This window comes from Gillisia xinjiangensis, assembly GCF_046298265.1.
Taxonomy (GTDB): Bacteria; Bacteroidota; Bacteroidia; order Flavobacteriales; family Flavobacteriaceae; genus Gillisia; species Gillisia xinjiangensis.
In genome coordinates, this window is the sequence record NZ_JBKAHK010000007.1 from 34,058 (window position 1) to 52,120 (window position 18,063).

General features: G+C 38.6%; 13 protein-coding genes. 10 read left to right on the forward strand and 3 right to left on the reverse strand.

Annotated elements, in window-relative coordinates:
• Positions 1-141 precede the first annotated feature (141 nt).
• From ACKGJN_RS12640 to bshA, 7 genes are all read left to right on the forward strand, one after another.
• Positions 142-1,260, forward strand: a complete 1,119-nt coding sequence (locus tag ACKGJN_RS12640; RefSeq protein ID WP_409539897.1) for an N-acetylmuramoyl-L-alanine amidase family protein — start codon at positions 142-144, stop codon at positions 1,258-1,260.
• A 55-nt stretch (positions 1,261-1,315) separates the two neighbouring features.
• Positions 1,316-2,266, forward strand: coding sequence for an MlaD family protein (locus tag ACKGJN_RS12645; protein ID WP_409539899.1), 951 nt, complete (start codon positions 1,316-1,318; stop codon positions 2,264-2,266).
• A 6-nt stretch (positions 2,267-2,272) separates the two neighbouring features.
• Positions 2,273-3,613: a 4Fe-4S dicluster domain-containing protein gene (locus ACKGJN_RS12650; RefSeq protein WP_409539900.1), complete on the forward strand. Its 1,341-nt coding sequence runs from the start codon at positions 2,273-2,275 to the stop codon at positions 3,611-3,613.
• A 35-nt stretch (positions 3,614-3,648) separates the two neighbouring features.
• On the forward strand, positions 3,649-4,440 hold the full coding sequence (locus ACKGJN_RS12655; RefSeq protein WP_409539901.1) for a (Fe-S)-binding protein: 792 nt from the start codon (positions 3,649-3,651) through the stop codon (positions 4,438-4,440).
• 115 nt (positions 4,441-4,555) lie between these two features.
• Positions 4,556-5,041, forward strand: a complete 486-nt coding sequence (locus tag ACKGJN_RS12660; RefSeq protein WP_409539902.1) for an ABC transporter ATPase — start codon at positions 4,556-4,558, stop codon at positions 5,039-5,041.
• A gap of 9 nt (positions 5,042-5,050) precedes the next feature.
• Positions 5,051-8,020, forward strand: coding sequence for a glycoside hydrolase family 3 N-terminal domain-containing protein (locus tag ACKGJN_RS12665; RefSeq protein WP_409539904.1), 2,970 nt, complete (start codon positions 5,051-5,053; stop codon positions 8,018-8,020).
• 68 nt (positions 8,021-8,088) lie between these two features.
• Positions 8,089-9,228, forward strand: coding sequence for an N-acetyl-alpha-D-glucosaminyl L-malate synthase BshA (bshA, locus tag ACKGJN_RS12670; protein WP_409539906.1), 1,140 nt, complete (start codon positions 8,089-8,091; stop codon positions 9,226-9,228).
• Positions 9,229-9,380: 152 nt separating this feature from the next.
• Here bshA and ACKGJN_RS12675 read toward each other — a convergent pair whose 3' ends face one another.
• Positions 9,381-9,869, reverse strand: a complete 489-nt coding sequence (locus ACKGJN_RS12675; RefSeq protein ID WP_409539908.1) for a hypothetical protein — start codon at positions 9,867-9,869, stop codon at positions 9,381-9,383.
• Between the two features lie 143 nt (positions 9,870-10,012).
• Here ACKGJN_RS12675 and ACKGJN_RS12680 point away from each other — a divergent pair, with 143 nt between their 5' ends.
• The 3 genes from ACKGJN_RS12680 (at position 10,013) to ACKGJN_RS12690 (ending at position 15,447) form a co-directional block, all read left to right on the forward strand.
• The gene (locus tag ACKGJN_RS12680; RefSeq protein ID WP_409539910.1) at positions 10,013-12,928 is read left to right on the forward strand and encodes an FAD-binding and (Fe-S)-binding domain-containing protein; all 2,916 of its coding nucleotides are present in this window, start codon (positions 10,013-10,015) and stop codon (positions 12,926-12,928) included.
• An 82-nt stretch (positions 12,929-13,010) separates the two neighbouring features.
• Positions 13,011-14,075, forward strand: coding sequence for a chorismate synthase (gene aroC / locus ACKGJN_RS12685; protein WP_409540056.1), 1,065 nt, complete (start codon positions 13,011-13,013; stop codon positions 14,073-14,075).
• Between the two features lie 25 nt (positions 14,076-14,100).
• On the forward strand, positions 14,101-15,447 hold the full coding sequence (locus tag ACKGJN_RS12690) for a dicarboxylate/amino acid:cation symporter (RefSeq protein ID WP_409539911.1): 1,347 nt from the start codon (positions 14,101-14,103) through the stop codon (positions 15,445-15,447).
• On the opposite strand, the gene ACKGJN_RS12695 is transcribed toward ACKGJN_RS12690, so the two are convergent.
• The gene (locus ACKGJN_RS12695; protein ID WP_409539913.1) at positions 15,431-15,850 is read right to left on the reverse strand and encodes a thiol-disulfide oxidoreductase DCC family protein; all 420 of its coding nucleotides are present in this window, start codon (positions 15,848-15,850) and stop codon (positions 15,431-15,433) included. The two genes, ACKGJN_RS12690 and ACKGJN_RS12695, sit on opposite strands and share 17 nt — an antisense overlap.
• Positions 15,847-18,036, reverse strand: a complete 2,190-nt coding sequence (locus tag ACKGJN_RS12700) for an endonuclease MutS2 (RefSeq protein WP_409539914.1) — start codon at positions 18,034-18,036, stop codon at positions 15,847-15,849. The genes ACKGJN_RS12695 and ACKGJN_RS12700 overlap by 4 nt, the downstream gene beginning before the upstream one ends.
• Between the last annotated feature and the right edge of the window lie 27 nt (positions 18,037-18,063).

Below are 18,063 nucleotides of genomic sequence, written 5' to 3' on the forward strand. Positions count from 1 at the left end.
GCAATGCTATAAGTGGTATTTTTGTAAAGTGTGGCCTGCTTATTGAATGATCAAAATTACATATATTTTTTTAGGTTCCTTTTGGGAATTTAAAAAAATAAGCCATTAAAATAAACGCTCTAACTGAATCGTTATTTATATATGAAAACGAACCTGCTCAAATTTTTAGTATTACTCTTTATAGGAATTGTTTTAACTTCTTCAATTCCTGCAGAAGACCCCCCTGTAAAATCCAAATTTGTGGTTGTTTTAGATGCGGGTCATGGCGGTAAAGATCCCGGGAACAGGGGAGGGGGATTTCAGGAAAAAGAGATTGCCCTTAATATTGTTATGAAAATAGGGAAGGAACTTGAGAAAAATCCAAATTTTAAAGTGATTTACACCAGAGACCGTGATGTTTTTATTCCTTTAGACCAGCGGGCAAAAATTGCCAATGATGCTAAAGCCGATCTTTTTATATCGGTTCATTGCAACGCGCACAACTCTCAAGCCTATGGAACTGAAACATTTGTTCTTGGACTTCACCGAAATCAATCCAACTTTGAAGTTGCTAAAAGAGAGAATTCTGTGATATTTTTGGAAGAGGATTATCATCTTACCTACGGGGGATTTGATCCTAATTCCCCTGAATCTTATATAGGAATGATGATCATGCAGGAGGAATATCTGGATCAAAGTATTCTATTGGCTGATTTTGTTCAGAAAAAATTCACCAATCAACTTAAAAGAAATGATCGCGGTGTTAAACAAGCAGGCTTTTTAGTGCTTCATCAAACATATATGCCAAGTGTGCTTATTGAAACCGGCTTTTTAACCAACAAGGAAGAAGGCCCGTATTTGAACAGTTCCAACGGACAAAATAAAATGGCAGAAGCTATTGTAAAGGCTGTTGAAGATTATAGCCATTCTATTAATCTTGCGGTTTTGGATAATCTCGAACAGGAAGCTCCTGTCCCTGTATTTAAGGAGATAAAGGATTTTGATGATACTATTACTGGTGTTACTTTTAAGGTACAACTGGTGGCAAGTTCAAAAAAGCTCGAACCAAAATCTTCAAATTTTAAAGGCTTAACACCGGTGTTCAGGGAAAAAGAAGGAAAACTTTTTAAATATTATTTTGGTGCAACCTCCAGTTATTCACAAATAAATAAGCTTCACAAGGAGGCTCAGGCCAATGGATATCCATCGAGCTATGTAGTTGCATTTAAGGAGGGAAACAAGATTACCGTTAATGAGGCGTTAAAATCCCAGAGTAAATAGGGGTACTTTCCTATATTTATTTCTAAATTTACACATTCTATAAAACAAAAGACATTTGAAATATACTAAAGAGCTTAAAACCGGAATTCTGGCTGTGGTAGCTATTGTGATACTGATATTTGGATATAGTTATCTAAAAGGTCAGAACCTCCTGGACTCAAGTAGGATTTTTCATGCGGTTTATGCAGATGTCGAAGGTTTATCTCCTTCTTCTCCTGTTACCATTAACGGTATGAAAGTAGGACAGGTAACCAATATTTCTTTTCTGGATGAACGCGGACTTCTCGTGGTAACCTTTAATGTTGACAATGACTTTAAATTTTCCAAAAACAGTTTGGCCCAAATTTATGGTGGTGGTTTAATTGGTGGAAAATCCCTTGCCATAGTTCCTGAATATGAACCGGGAATATTTGCGAAGACGGGAGATACACTTCCGAGTGCTATTGAGGAGGGAATTATGGAACTTGTAAATGAACGTCTTACCCCTTTGCAGGTAAAGGTTGAACGCGCAATCGTTAGTACTGATTCTCTGCTAACGGCTTTTAATGAAGTTTTAAACCCTGAAACAAGGAACAACATCAAAAAAACTTTTGATGATCTTTCTGAAACGGTCAGCTCATTTAAGAATACGGCAGAATCCCTCGATGGAATCGTATCGGGAAATTCAGAAAAATTAGACAGGACCTTTTCGAACCTGGATGAAATGTCCGGTAATTTTAATAAATTCTCAGACACACTCGCTCAGATAGATATAAGCGGTATGACGGGAGATCTTGAAAAAATAATTGCAGACTTTGAAAAAATTTCAGATAATTTAAGCAATGGGCAGGGTAGTGCAGGAAAATTATTAAACGATGATGCTGTGTATGACAATTTGGATAGGGCTACAAAACAAATGGAGCAATTGCTTCAGGATATAAAATTGAATCCTAAAAGATATGTTCATTTTTCTGTATTCGGAAAAAAACCCGGACCTTATGATGAGCCTAATGATTCCTTAAAATAATAGCCTATGCAACTTATTACTCAGCTTATTTTTTTAATAGTTCTTGTTGCTGGAATTACCTTTTTCATTCGCAATATCAGAAGGGTTATTCGGAATGTGAAATTAGGCAGAAAAGTGGACCGTTCAGATAATTCCGGAGAACGTTGGGCGAAAATGGGTCGTATTGCAATTGGTCAATCTAAAATGGTTAAAAAACCGGTTTCCGGGATTCTTCACATTATTGTTTATGTAGGATTTATTATTATTAATATTGAAGTTCTGGAAATTATTATCGATGGTATTTTTGGAACTCACCGCATCCTCTCCTTTTTAGGCGGTTTTTACAACTTCCTTATCGGCTCCTTTGAAATACTTGCACTTCTGGTTTTTGTAGGAGTAATTATCTTTTGGGTACGAAGAAATGTCATTAATATTTATCGTTTTGTAGGAAGTGATTTAAAAGGCTGGCCAAAAAATGATGCCAATTACATTCTTTATTTTGAAATGGTCTTAATGATCTTATTTTTAGTAATGAATGCTACAGATTATCAATTACAACTTAATGGTGCAGATCATTATGCTCAAGAAGCCGGAATAGCAGGATCTTTTCCGGTAAGTCAATACCTGCTTCCTTTATTTGAAGGAATGAGTTCTGCCAGTTTAATTATTGTTGAAAGAACTGCCTGGTGGTTGCATATCATAGGAATTTTGATTTTTCTGAATTATTTATACTACTCCAAGCATTTGCATATTTTACTTGCCTTTCCAAATGTATTTCTCTCAAAACTTACCCCTAAGGGTGAATTTGATAACCTGCAATCTGTTACAAATGAGGTGAAATTAATGATGGATCCGGACGCCGATCCTTATGCAGCTCCTTCAGAAGAAGGGGATACTGATGTTCCCGAAAAATTTGGGGCCTCCGATGTGATGGACTTAAACCAGGTGCAGTTATTGAATTCCTATACCTGTACTGAATGCGGAAGATGTACTGCCGAATGTCCTGCAAATCAAACCGGAAAGAAATTATCTCCAAGAAAAATAATGATGGATACCCGTGACAGGCTGGAAGAAGTAGGGGAAATCATTAATAAAAAGGGAAAATTTGAAGACGATGGCAAGCAATTGCTGGACGACTATATTCTCAGGGAAGAGCTTTGGGCCTGTACTACCTGTAATGCCTGTGTAGAAGCCTGTCCTGTAGGAATTGATCCCTTATCCATTATTCTTGATATGAGAAGATATCTTGTGATGGAACAAAGCGCGGCACCAAATGAATTGGCTATTTCCATGACCAATATAGAAAACAATGGTGCCCCCTGGCCATATAATCAAATGGACCGACTTAACTGGGCAAAAGAAAATTGAACAAAAAATTAAGAATTTAGTTTAAAAAACATAAAATGGCAGAAGCACTAAAAGTTCCAACAATGGCTGAATATATGGCTGAAGGTAAAAAACCGGAAGTCTTATTTTGGGTTGGGTGCATGGGAAGTTTTGATGACCGGGCAAAAAAGGTTACCAAAGCATTTGTAAAACTTTTGCATGAAGCCAAAGTGGATTTTGCCGTTTTGGGAACAGAAGAAAGTTGTACCGGAGATCCGGCAAAACGTGCAGGAAATGAATTTCTATTTCAAATGCAGGCCGTAACAAATATTGAAGTTTTGAACGGATATGAAATTAAAAAAGTTGTAACTGCCTGTCCACATTGTTTCAACACTATTAAAAATGAATATCCGGCCCTTGGTGGAAATTACGATGTGATGCATCATACCACCTTTTTAAAATCCTTATTGGACGAAGGCAGGCTAACCGTACAGGGAGGTAAATTCAAAGGAAAGCGTATCACTTTTCATGATCCATGTTACCTGGGGCGTGGAAATAATATCTATGAAGCGCCAAGAGACCTGCTAAGGAAATTGGAAGTGGAACTTCTCGAAATGCGAAAATGTAAACAAAATGCACTTTGCTGTGGTGCCGGTGGTGGGCAAATGTTCAAAGATGCCGAACCCGGAAATAAAGAAGTAAATATCGAAAGGACCGAGCAGGCTATGGAAGTTAAACCTGAAATTATCGCAGCAGGTTGTCCTTTTTGCAGTACTATGATGACAGACGGTGTTAAAGGTAAAGATCAGGAAGGCAAAATTGAAGTAATGGATGTTGCTGAGATGATCGCCAATGCGCACGACTTATAGTTTTTACTAATTTTTAACCTTTCCAATAACGTTAATTTTCTTATTTAACTGGTACTATTTTTGAAGCTACGCCTTTAATCAATTAGCTTTGTAAAAATAAAACCCACACATAAAAATGTTAGTACCATTTGATTCATTACCTGAAACTTCCAAAGTTTGGATTTATCAGGCAAACCGGTCTTTTTCAGATCAGGAACTTCAGGAAATCACCAGTAAATTAGAGAATTTCATCACAGAATGGACCGCACATGGGGCAACCTTAAACGCATCTTTTGAGATTCGTTACAAACGCTTTATCATACTCGCTCTGGATCAGGAAATAAATGCTGCTTCAGGTTGTTCCATAGATGCTTCAGTTCATTTCATTCAGCAATTGGAAAAGGAATACGGAGTCGATTTGCTCGATAAAATGAACGTTAGTTATAAGCAGGGTGAATTCATCGCCTATAAACAGCTTAATGATTTCAGAAAAATGGCAAAAGAAAAAGCTGTTTCCCCAAAGACCATCGTATTCAATAATCTTGTCAATACTAAAGCAGAATATCTTTCAAATTGGGAAGTACCTGCTTCTGAAAGCTGGCACAACCGCTTTTTAAAATAAAGGAGAACAATGAAGTCCCTTCAGCTTTATCTTATTACAATTCTTATTGGCATATTTTCATCGATCGCTGTTTTTTCACAACAAAAGAACCCACTTTTAACCGACGATTTTAATCTTCAACGGCAATGGGTAGACAGTATTTATGACGGTATGAACCTGCAGGAAAAAGTGGGGCAGTTGTTCATGGTGGATGTTTTTTCCAGTCAATCAAAAGGCCTTACAGATAAAGTAAAAGTTCTTATTGCGGAAGAGCAAATTGGTGGAATAATCTTTTCCAAAGGTGGGCCGCAAAGGCAGGCAAAGCTGAATAATGAATACCAGGAACTTTCTAAAATCCCGCTTTTAATTGGTATGGACGCAGAATGGGGGTTGGCAATGCGGTTGGATTCCACCTTTGCATTGCCCTGGAATATGACATTAGGTGCTTTGAAAAGTCTTCATTTAGTTGAAGAAGCAGGTGCTGCTATATCCCGTAATTCCAAACGATTAGGTGTACATATTAATTTTGCGCCCGTTATAGATATCAACACGAATCCAGAAAATCCTATTATTGGAAATCGCTCTTTTGGAGAAGAGAAAATTAACGTTACTGAAAAGGCGGTCGCCTTTATGAAAGGTATGCATAGAGAAGGCATATTATCCAGTGCGAAACATTTTCCCGGACATGGCGATACACAAACCGATTCTCATAAAACATTGCCAACCATTTCCTTTTCCAAAAAAAGGATTGAGGAAGTTGAACTTTATCCCTTCCGAAAATTAATTGAGGAAGGCGTTTCATCTATAATGATCGCTCATCTTAATGTACCGGCCCTTGAAGATCAACAAAATTCCCCGTCTTCAATTTCCAAAGCTATTGTCACAGATCTTCTCAAGGAGAAAATGGAATTTAACGGACTTATCTTTACCGATGCCCTTAATATGAAGGGAGCTTCCAATTATAAGAATACAGGAGAAATAGATCTGGCTGCGTTTTTAGCCGGAAATGATATCCTGCTAATCTCTGAAGATATTCCAAAGGCAAAAATAAAAATAATGGATGCCTATCAGGATGGGATAATATCAGAAGAGCGCTTGGCACATTCTGTTAGAAAGATACTTTTAGCAAAATATAAGGCTGGATTAAATAACTACAAACCTGTTGATACTATTAACTTAATTCAGGATCTAAACACAGTTCAGGATCAGGTGCTGTATGATGATTTGGTGGAAAATTCAATTACCCTTATTAAAAATGATATGGGTATCCTTCCTTTACGAAACCTGGAAACCCTTAAAATTGCTTATGTGAATTTTGGGGATGCCGATGCTGCTCCTTTTTTTAACCAATTATCCAAATATACTAATGTAGACTGGGTTAAAGCAAATACGATTGAGGATTTGCTTGAAAAATTAAAGGCGTATAACCAGGTGATTATTGGATTTCATAAGTCTGATAAATCTCCCTGGGCTGGTTACAAATTCAGCACAGATGAACAATTATGGATTCACGAGATCGCACGGAATAACAGAACAATTCTGGATGTTTTTACCAGGCCCTATGCACTTAGTGATCTTAAATCTACCAGCAATATAGAAGGGATTGTATTGAGTTACCAAAACTCGGTAATATCTCAGGAAAAATCAGCTCAAATAATTTTTGGGGCTTTGGCAGCAAAGGGAAAACTTCCTGTGAGTATTGGAAATAATTTCCCTGAGGGTACAGGCTATATTTCCGGAAAGCTGGATCGGTTATCCTATGGCTTACCGGAATCGGTAGGGATGGATTCAAAAGTTTTAAAAAAGATCGATTCTTTAATAACACTGGCCATCGATTCAAAAATGACTCCAGGACTTCAGGTGATCATAGCCAGGAAGGGAAAAGTGGTTTTTGAGCGCAATGCCGGTTTTCACACTTATGAAAAAAATATTCCTGTAATAAATTCCTCGGTCTATGATCTTGCTTCGCTTACAAAGATTCTTGCAAGCCTTCCTTTGATCATGCAGCTTGAGGAAAAAGGAATTATGAATTTTGATTCCAAATTAGGAGATCTAATGCCTTCTTTTAAAGGTTCCAATAAGGAAGATATTCGCTTACAGGATTTACTCCTTCATTATGGAAGGTTAAAGGCCTGGCTGCCTCTTTATGTTCCAACAATAGATAAACTGACCAAACGCCCTTCTTTAAAATACTACAGGGAAGAAGCTACCGAAGGTTATTCCCTCCCTGTTGCTGAAAAAATGTTCATTCGGAATGACATTCGTGATTCTATTTTGGGGGAAATTAGAGAAAGTGGCTTAGAACGTGAAATTGGGTATAAGTACAGTGATCTTCCGTTTTATATGATGAAATATTACCTTGAGGACCATTACAATGCTTCGATGGCTTACACAACCCAGGAGGAACTTTACAAACCTTTGGGAGCGAATTTCACAACTTATTTACCAAGAGATAAATTTGATCTTCAGCAAATTGTGCCTACAGAAGTTGATAAATTGTGGAGAAGGCAATTGGTTCATGGCTATGTTCATGATCAGGGGGCTGCAATGCAAGGTGGAATAGGAGGACATGCAGGTTTATTCAGCAATGCAAATGATGTAGCCAAGATTATGCAGCTCTATTTAAACGGCGGATACTACGGAGGAAAGCGTTATCTTAAAACGGAAACTCTGGATAAATTCAATAACTGTTATTATTGTGAAAAAAATGTAAGGCGGGGGGTAGGTTTCGACAAACCACAGCTTGGAAAATCGGGGCCAACATGCGGTTGTGCATCCCTGTCAAGTTTTGGACATAGCGGGTTTACAGGCACTTTTGCCTGGGCAGATCCGGAAGAAGAAATTGTGTATGTGTTTTTATCAAACCGGACTTTCCCCGATGTTGATAACAGAAAATTGATAAAGGAGGATATTCGTTCTAAAATACAGGGGGTTATTTATGAATCCCTGCTTTTTGATGTAGACCCCGGTTTAAATCCCAGCATTACTGAAAGTGAATAAACTCCCTTCAGATTAGCCTGGTTAATAATAACCCGAAACGAGTCCAATAAAATAATAATTAGGTACTTATGAAAATAGCTATTGTTTGCTACCCAACATTTGGTGGAAGTGGAGTTGTTGCTACAGAACTGGGACTGGCCCTTTCAAAAAGAGGTCATGAGATCCACTTTATTACTTACAAACAACCGGTGCGCCTGGAACAACTCACTGGAAATGTACATTTTCATGAGGTCCACGTTCCGGAATATCCTCTATTTCATTTTCAACCTTACGAACTTGCATTAAGCAGTAAGTTAGTGGATATGGTGAAACTTTATAACATTGAACTTTTGCACGTGCATTATGCAATTCCTCATGCATATGCGGGATATATGGCCAAAAAAATGCTGGAAGAAGTTGGCATTTTTATCCCTATGGTAACTACGCTGCACGGTACAGACATTACCCTTGTAGGAAATCATCCGTTTTACAAACCTGCGGTTACCTTCAGTATCAATAAAAGTGATGTAGTGACCTCCGTTTCTGAAAGCTTAAAACAGGATACTTTGAATTTATTTCAAATCACAAAGGAAATAAATGTAATACCAAATTTTATTGATGTCACAAAATCAACAAAAAAATATATAGATTGTCAACGCTCTCTTTTGGCGGAAGAGGATGAAAAAATAATTACACATGTTAGTAATTTCAGGCCTGTTAAAAGAATTATGGATGTGATCCATATTTTTGATAAAATTCAAAAGCAGGTTAAGTCCAAACTAATTATGGTAGGGGAAGGGCCGGAAAAAGAAAAAGCTGAAGATCTGGTCATGGAACTAGGTCTTGATAATAAAGTAGTGTTTTTGGGAGAAAGCAATGAAATAGATAAGATCCTGTGTTTTTCAGATCTTTTCCTGTTGCCTTCAGAAAAGGAAAGTTTTGGACTCGCAGCTCTGGAAGCTATGGTAAACGGAGTTCCGGTAATCTCAACAAACAGCGGAGGACTTCCGGAAGTAAATATCCACGGATTTTCAGGTTATTTATGTGAGCTTGGAAATGTGGAAGAAATGGCAAATTTAGGGATCTCAATCTTGGAAGACGAAGATAATCTGGAAAAATTTAAGCTCAACGCCTGGAAGCAGGCTAAAAAATTTGATATTAATAAAATTGTTCCTTTGTATGAAGGTCTCTATACAAAAGCACTGTCCGAAATAGAGAAAACGGTTTAAACTGGCATAATTTAAAGAGCGATTTCCTATAGTTTTGCCATTAAATAACAAAACTCATGATTATTCCCTGTGCAATTATTGAAAAATAAACATAAAAAAAACGCTTCAATTTTTACTTTGAAGCGTTTTTCAGTAAAGTTATTCTTTATGATCTAGAATTGATATCTAAGACCAAGTGCGATGTCTGGTGCGAAATCGTCATAAACATCATAACCTCCAAATCCAAATTCAGGTCTGAAATCCAAAGAAATAAGCAAAGGAAAATCAAAATTGTATTCAATTCCTATATTTCCTGCTGCAAGTATAAAAGTTCCATCATCTTTAAAATTATCACGGTTATCTTTCACACTACCAACACCTGCTCCAATTCCTGCATACCAGTTGAATCCGCCTTCAATGTTCCAAACCCATTGGTAAAGACCCACCAACTTAACGGCATCATATCTATTGCTGTCATTTCTCCAACCTAAGTCTAACTCGAGCCTGTTGTTATCACCAAGTGCACGTTGGTAAGAAACCTCAGCACCATATCCATTCCCGCCACCAAATCTTAAACCAAGGGCGTTTTCGGAAATAGTTTGTGCCTGAGTAGCCACTGTGGCTCCAATTGTAAAAATTGCTAAGAAAAATAATTTCTTCATATCTGTTGTTTTTTGTTTTAAATTCTTGAACAAATTTAACTGTTAAAATGAAATGAATATTGCCCATAAAGCCAATCTATTGTTAATATTCACTAAGGTTCTGTTAACCAAAATCTGAAGAAATTCGTATTTTTAACGAAATTATGAAAGAAAGGCTATTAAAATTAGGGCAAAACATTGAAGGTGAGCTTCTTGTAGATTCATTGCATAAAAGTATTTATGCAACAGATGCTTCGGTTTACCGCGAAATTCCCCTGGCGGTATGCTATCCCAGGAGCGTTGCGGACCTTCAACTTCTGATAGACTTCGCCAGGGAACATAAAACCGGTCTTATTCCAAGAACCGCAGGGACTTCTCTTGCCGGACAATGTGTGGGAAGCGGAATTGTGGTAGATGTCTCCAAATATTTCAACAGGATCCTAAAGATCGATCCAGTAAAGAAAACTGCAGTTGTTCAACCGGGAGTAATACGGGATGACCTAAACCGGGAACTCGAAAAATTCGGATTATTCTTTGGCCCAAATACATCTACCTCCAACCGTTGCATGATAGGAGGAATGGTTGGTAATAATTCCAGCGGCACCACATCCATTAAATACGGAACAACACGGGATAAGATTCTCAAGCTAAAAACCTTATTAAGCGATGGATCTCAGGTTGAATTCTCTTCTGTTTCTGCGGAAGAATTCAAGCTGAAAATGAAGCTGAATACGCTGGAGGGAACGATCTATAAAGAATTATACGAAAAACTGTCACCGGCTGAAGTACAGCAGAAAATAAAAAATAATTTTCCGCTGGAGACAATCCATCGAAGGAATACAGGATACGCCATTGATGAGTTGATTAAAACCGAAATATTTTCTGATAAAATATTTGAATTTGATCTTTGTAAATTATTGGCGGGAAGTGAGGGCACATTGGCGCTAACAACAGAGATCACTTTGCAACTGGATTTTCTTCAGCCTAAATATACAGCCATGGTTGCGGCACATTTCTCAAGTATTGAAGATTGTATGCTTGCGGTTGTTCCGGCTATGAGAAGTTCGTTGTATACCTGTGAAATGATGGACAAGATCATTCTGGATTGCACCAAACAGAACTTAAAATACAGCGAAAACAGGTTTTTTATAGAGGGAGACCCAAAGGCGATCCTGATGCTGGAATTAAGATCTGATTCCCGGGAAGTACTGCTGGATGAAACCCAGGTTTTATTAGCAAGGTTAAGGGAATCTGGATTAAGTTATGCCTTGCCGGTTTTGATGGACGAACAAATCGATTTAGCACTGGAGCTGCGAAAAGCGGGACTTGGCCTTTTAGGAAATATGGTGGGAGACAGAAAAGCCGTTGCCTGTATTGAAGATACGGCAGTAGCACTTCCCGATCTTGCAAACTATATTCTCGAATTTTCCCAGATCATGAAAAACTATGGGCAGGATGCGGTGTATTATGCACATGCCGGGGCAGGAGAAATCCATCTACGTCCTATTTTAAATCTAAAGAAAACGGAAGATGTCGCGCTTTTCAGAAAAATTACAGAGGATGTTGCTGGTTTGGTGAAGAAATATAAAGGTTCCATGAGTGGCGAACACGGGGATGGCAGGTTGCGGGCCGAGTTTATTGAATTTATGATAGGCCCGAAGAATTATGAGCTTTTAAAAGAGGTTAAAAATACTTTCGACCCTGATAATATTTTCAATCCCGGAAAGATCGTAAATGCCCCGCCAATGGATACTTCCCTGCGGTATGTTCCCAACAGGGAAGAACCGAAAGTAAGCACATTGATGAATTTTTCAGATTCTGAAGGCATTCTTAGATTGGCAGAAAAATGCAACGGAAGCGGGGATTGCAGAAAATCTGTAGAAGCTGGTGGAACTATGTGTCCCAGTTACAGGGCCACAAAAAGCGAAAAAGATACCACCCGGGCCAGGGCAAATGCATTAAGGGAATTTTTGACCAATTCTGATAAACCAAATAAATTTGACCACGAGGAACTAAAAGAGGTTTTTGATCTCTGTATAAGTTGTAAGGGTTGTAAAAGTGAATGTCCTTCAAACGTTGATGTAGCAGCTTTAAAAGCGGAGTTTCTGTTTCAATATCAAAAATCTAACGGGAAATCTTTAAGAAGTAAAGCATTTGCTGAAAATGGAAAAATGAATAAGCTGGCTTCCCAAATTCCGGGAATTGCCAATTTTTTCTTCGGAAATACTTTCACCGCCGGAATCGCAAAAAAAATCATGGGAATAGCTCCGGAGCGCAACCTGCCAAAGCTTTCAAAGCAAAATCTTTGGATTTACTATAAGAAAAACAAGGCACGGCTGGCTGTTTCCAGTCCTATTGCTACGGTCTATTTGTTTAACGATGAATTCACGAATTACCAGGAGGCTGCAATAGGGATAGATACCCTGGAATTATTGAGCAAATTGAACTATCAGGTAATTATCCTTGAAAATTTTGAAAGTGGAAGAAGTCATATTTCAAAAGGTTTTCTGGAGGAGGCGAAGGAACTTGCAAATAGGAACATCACCCTGTTTAAAGATAAAATTTCAGCTGAAAGTCCGCTACTGGGAATAGAGCCTTCTGCTATTTTAACTTTTAGGGATGAATACTTACGTTTGGCCGATGAACCTTCTGAGGCAAAAAACCTGGCTTTAAACTGTTTTATGATAGAAGAATTTCTGAAAAAAGAAATTTCCGCGGGAAATATTAAAGAGGAGTTTTTTACTTCAGAAAAAAGGATTTTAAAAATTCATGCACATTGCCATCAAAAAGCAATGTCCAATTCAGCGGTGACCTTTGATATACTAAATTTTCCGAAGAATTATAGACCAACTGTTATTGCTTCCGGATGCTGTGGAATGGCAGGATCTTTCGGTTATGAAAAAGAGCATTATGCAATAAGCATGAATATTGGGGAGCAGAGCCTTTTTCCGGCGGTAAGAAAAGCTTCCGAAGAAACCATAATTGCAGCAAACGGAACCAGTTGCCGACACCAGATTGCCGATGGGACACAACGAAATGCTAAACATCCTGTTACTATTTTAAGGGAGGCCCTGGTTTAAGGTTTCAGGACATTATACTTTTATCTGGAATTACATTTTTTATTATGTAGTTAAAAAATTACATTTGTTAAAAATCAAATATATGGCCGGGAATTCTTTCGGGAAACTATTCAAACTTACTACGTTCGGTGAATCTCATGGAAAGGCGATTGGTGGAATCATAGATGGATGTCCTGCGGGGCTTTCCCTTGATCTTGAAAAGATCCAGGACGAACTGAATAAACGCCGCCCGGGACAATCGGCGATAGTAACCCAGCGTAAAGAACCTGATACGGTTGAATTTCTATCCGGGATCTTTGAAGGAAAAACCACCGGAACTCCTATTGGTTTTGTGATTCAAAATGCCGACCAGAAGTCTAAAGATTACTCTCATATTAAAGACTCCTACAGGCCATCGCATGCCGATTATACCTATGATGAAAAATACGGGGTACGCGATTACCGCGGAGGCGGCAGATCTTCGGCCCGTGAAACTGCAAGCAGGGTAGTGGGAGGTGCCATTGCAAAACAATTGATTCCGGAAATTGAATTTTTAACCTATACATCATCGGTAGGAGCTATAAAGATGGAAAAGAACTATTGGGAAATCGATGCCGATTTAATAGAAGCTAATCCTGTTCGTTGTCCCGATCCTGCTTCTGCCGAAAAAATGGAGACATATATTCGTGAGATCCGTTCTCAGGGAGATACTATAGGTGGAACTGTTCAATGCGTGATAAAAAATGTTCCCAAAGGTTTGGGCGAACCTGTTTTTGATAAGCTACATGCCCAGTTGGGGAAAGCGATGCTTTCCATAAATGCTGTTAAAGGTTTTGAATTTGGAAGCGGCTTTGAAGGAACAAAAATGAAAGGCAGCGAACATAATGATCTTTTTAATCCAGATGGAAGTACCACTACCAATTTAAGCGGTGGTATCCAGGGAGGTATATCCAATGGAATGGATATTTATTTCAACGTGGCATTTAAACCGGTTGCAACGCTTATTCAAAAGCAACAAACCATCAATTCTAAAGGCGAAACAGTCGAAATGCAAGGCAAAGGAAGACATGATCCGTGTGTGGTACCACGTGCAGTTCCTATTGTTGAAGCTATGGCAGCTCTTGTTATAGCCGATTTTATGTTGCAGAACAGATCATCCAAAATATAATTCAACTTTCTGAAAAATCTTTAAAATGAAAAAATTAGCATTGCACTGGCAGATATTATTGGGGATGGCCGCAGGGGTTATTTTTGCTTTAATTCTCACCAATTTTAGCTGGGGCCCGGGATTTATAGGAGATTGGATCAAACCCTTTGGTAATATTTTTATCAATGCTTTAAAATTAATTGCAGTGCCGCTTATTTTAGCGTCCCTTATTAAGGGAATATCGGATCTTAAGGATATTTCCAAACTTTCAAAAATGGGAACCCGCACCATTTTAACCTATATCTTCACTACGGTTATTGCTGTTTCAATTGGATTAGGATTGGTGAATTTGATCAAACCTGGTAATGCCATTACCGAAGAGACCAGAAATGATCTTGTTACAAGTTATGAAGCAGATGCTTCCACCACGATTGCAAATGCACAGCGGCAAAAGGATTCCGGCCCGTTGCAGGCACTTGAGGATATTGTCCCCAGCAATATTTTTGCAGCTGCGGGCGATAATGCCAATATGCTCCAGGTAATATTTTTCGCTATTTTCTTCGGATTGGGACTTATTTTAATTCCTGAAAAGGCGGCAAAACCAGTAAAGGACTTTTTCGATAGCTTCAACGACGTGATCCTTAAGTTGATAGATTTAATCATGTTAGCCGCTCCTTACGGGGTTTTCGCTTTACTGGCTGCGCTTGTGGTAGAATCACCCAGCACCGATTTATTTGCCGCACTCGCGATGTATGCTATTACCGTTGTACTTGGTCTTTTGTTAATGATTGGATTTTATGTTATGATCGTCTGGATTTTCACCAAAAATACCCCAGCTTTTTTTATAAACGGGATCGCACCGGCGCAATTACTTGGTTTTTCAACCAGTTCCAGCGCGGCAACGCTTCCGGTTACTATGGAACGTGTGGAGGAACATATGGGAGTTCATAAAGAGGTTGCAAGTTTCGTTCTGCCAATTGGCGCCACCATTAATATGGATGGAACCAGCCTTTACCAGGCTGTAGCAGCGGTTTTTATTGCCCAGGCTTTCGGAATGGATCTTTCAATTGGTGCACAACTCGGAATAATAGTAACAGCAACTTTAGCTTCCATCGGCTCTGCGGCTGTCCCGGGCGCTGGAATGGTGATGTTGGTAATAGTTCTGGCCCAGGCAGGAATTCCTGAAGCAGGTTTGGCACTGATCTTTGCAGTAGACAGACCCCTGGATATGTGTAGAACAACCGTGAATATTACCGGAGATGCTGCGGTATCTATGTTAGTAGCAAAATCTGTAGATAAATTGGGACCACCAAATGTTGTGGATTGGGATGACACCTATAATCCTGAGAAAAATGAATCGGAAAAAGTAAAGGAAACTAATCCAGAAATTTAGCCTTAAGTTCAGGCGTTGGGATCATACACGAATCTTTTTTTCCAAACCATTTATAACGGTTATTGGCAATAAGATCATAAACTCCGTCTCTTAAACCTTCGGGTAAAAAGGAGAAGTATTTCAGCATAGAATAACCTCCGGAAAGCTCTTTTGATATTTCCAAAGCTGCGGTAGACTTTTTAAAATATACAACACCTGGTTCTATTAAAACAATGGAATCCAGCTCTTCGGAATCTATACCCCTTTCAGAAGTTAGTTTTCTACCTATTTCACTTTGGAGTGAGGCAAACCTAAAGATATCTTTTTTGTCATGTTCAATGATGAAATTGACAGAATTGTTACACAAGTTGCAAACACCGTCAAAAAGGATGATTTTTTTATCTTTTGGTAGTCCTGTTGTCATTTTTTTATTTTTTTAGCCTGCACCAACTCCAGCTGATCCAGTGAGACATTGGTGGTGAACATCCCGTAATTTACGATCGCTTTTCCTTTTTCAATTGTATCGATGGATCCAACAGCTTTTCCATTTTCTAAACGCACTCTATCGCCAATTTTTAAACCTACCTTTATTTTAGTAGCTTCCTTTTTCTTTTCAATTTCAACATTTTTCTTTTCCTCTTTTTTGCGTTCCCGAATCACTTCTACCGTTTTCTCCGCCTCCTGAAGTACTTTCTTCTCCTTCACCTTTTTAACTTTAACCTCTTTAGGAGAAGCCTTAACACGTTTGGAATTTTCGATCTCCACAATTTTAATGAATTCCGCTACCAATTCTTTCTTGCGTTTATTATTAAAATACTTCTCGCTTAAATCGTTGATCTTTTGCCCCAGATAGATCAACCGCTGATTGGAATCATATAATTCCTGGTAACTTTCCAGTTTTTGCTGAATCTTAACATTGGTCTCTTCCAGCTTATCCTTTTGCTGGGATGTAAGCAACTCTTTGGATTTTAGGGAATCTGTGGTTTTCTGAAGTTTGCTTCTTTCTTTCTGAAGGTCGGCAATGCTTTTGTCGAAACGTATTTTTCCGCGTTCCACCTTTTTCTTGGAACGGTTTATAAGGCTATAGGGGATACCGTTTTTTTGTGCAACTTCAAAGGTAAATGAACTTCCGGCCTCTCCAAGCTGAAGTTTATAAAGAGGCTCCAGGGTATTGGAGTCAAACATCATGTTGGCATTGGTCATATTTGGAAGTTCATTGGCCAACATCTTTAGGTTTGTATAGTGTGTAGTGAGAATTCCGAAGGATTCCCGCTCATAAAATACCTCCAGAAAAGTTTCAGCCAGTGCACCTCCCAATTCTGGATCGCTTCCAGTCCCAAATTCATCGATAAGGAACAGGGTCTTGCCATCACACTTCCGAAGAAAATAATTCATATTCTTAAGCCTGTAACTATAGGTGCTCAAATGATTTTCTATCGACTGATTATCTCCAATATCGGTAAGGATCTTATCAAACAAGCACATTCTGCTGTATTCGTGCACAGGGATCAAAATTCCGCTTTGCAGCATTATCTGTAAGAGACCAACCGTTTTCAGGGTGATACTTTTTCCACCGGCATTTGGCCCTGAAATTACGATGATCCTGTTATCCTTTTTTAATTCGATGCTCTGCGGAAATGTTTTCTCTCCCGTTTTCATGTTATTCCGAAGCAACACAGGATGATATGCATCTTTTAAATATAATTCCCGGTCTTTGGTTATTTTAGGTAGCAAGCCTTTGATCAATTGGGCGTATTTGGCTTTCGCTGCGATCACATCGATATCGCTCAACAATTCCTGATATTCCTGCAGCAATTCCCGGAAAGGCCTAAGAAAATCCGTAAGTGCCTTTAATATCCTGTCAATTTCCTCCTTTTCTTCATATTCCAGGTTGTTGAGTTCCCGGGTATGGTTTAGCGTTGCTTCCGGTTGAATGTAGACAATGCTCCCGGTTTTGGAATTCCCCATGATCGAGCCTTTGACTTTCTTACGGTACATAGCTTTTACCGCTAAAATCCGTACATTCTCCACCACACTTTCCCGGATCTCATCCAAATATCCATATTGATTGTAGGTTGAAAGGGCAGAAACAAAGCTTGAGTTTATTTTTCCCTTTACCCCATTCATGGCCCTTCTGGTTTTTTGTAAAAGGGGAGTAGCTTCATCTTTAACCTCTCCAAACCGATTGAATATTTCATCGATCTGCTCTGTGATAACCTTTGTATATTCTACAGCTTCTGTGGTTTCGTAAATACCGGGATATAATTCCTGAAACTTATTAAAAAACCTTATTTGGGTATTTGCTGTTTCTGAAAGACCTGAGATTTTTTTGAAACTCCCCATTTCCAGAATAGAACCTTCAATCCCCAGCATTTTTATTTCCTTGTGAATACTGTCGAATCCGTGATTGGGAATACGGCTATCCTGTTGGTAGGAACTCACATATTCATTGGTTTGATTAAGGCCTAAAATGGTCTTTTTAAAGGTTTTGTAAGGTGTTATCTCAAGTGATTTTTCAATACCCATCTGTGTGATACAAAGTTCACTTATTTGTTTACACACGGTAGGGAATTCTAAATCGAAAAGACTTTTGGTTGCAATTTTTATCATAGTATAATTTCCCTAATTTTGGGACTG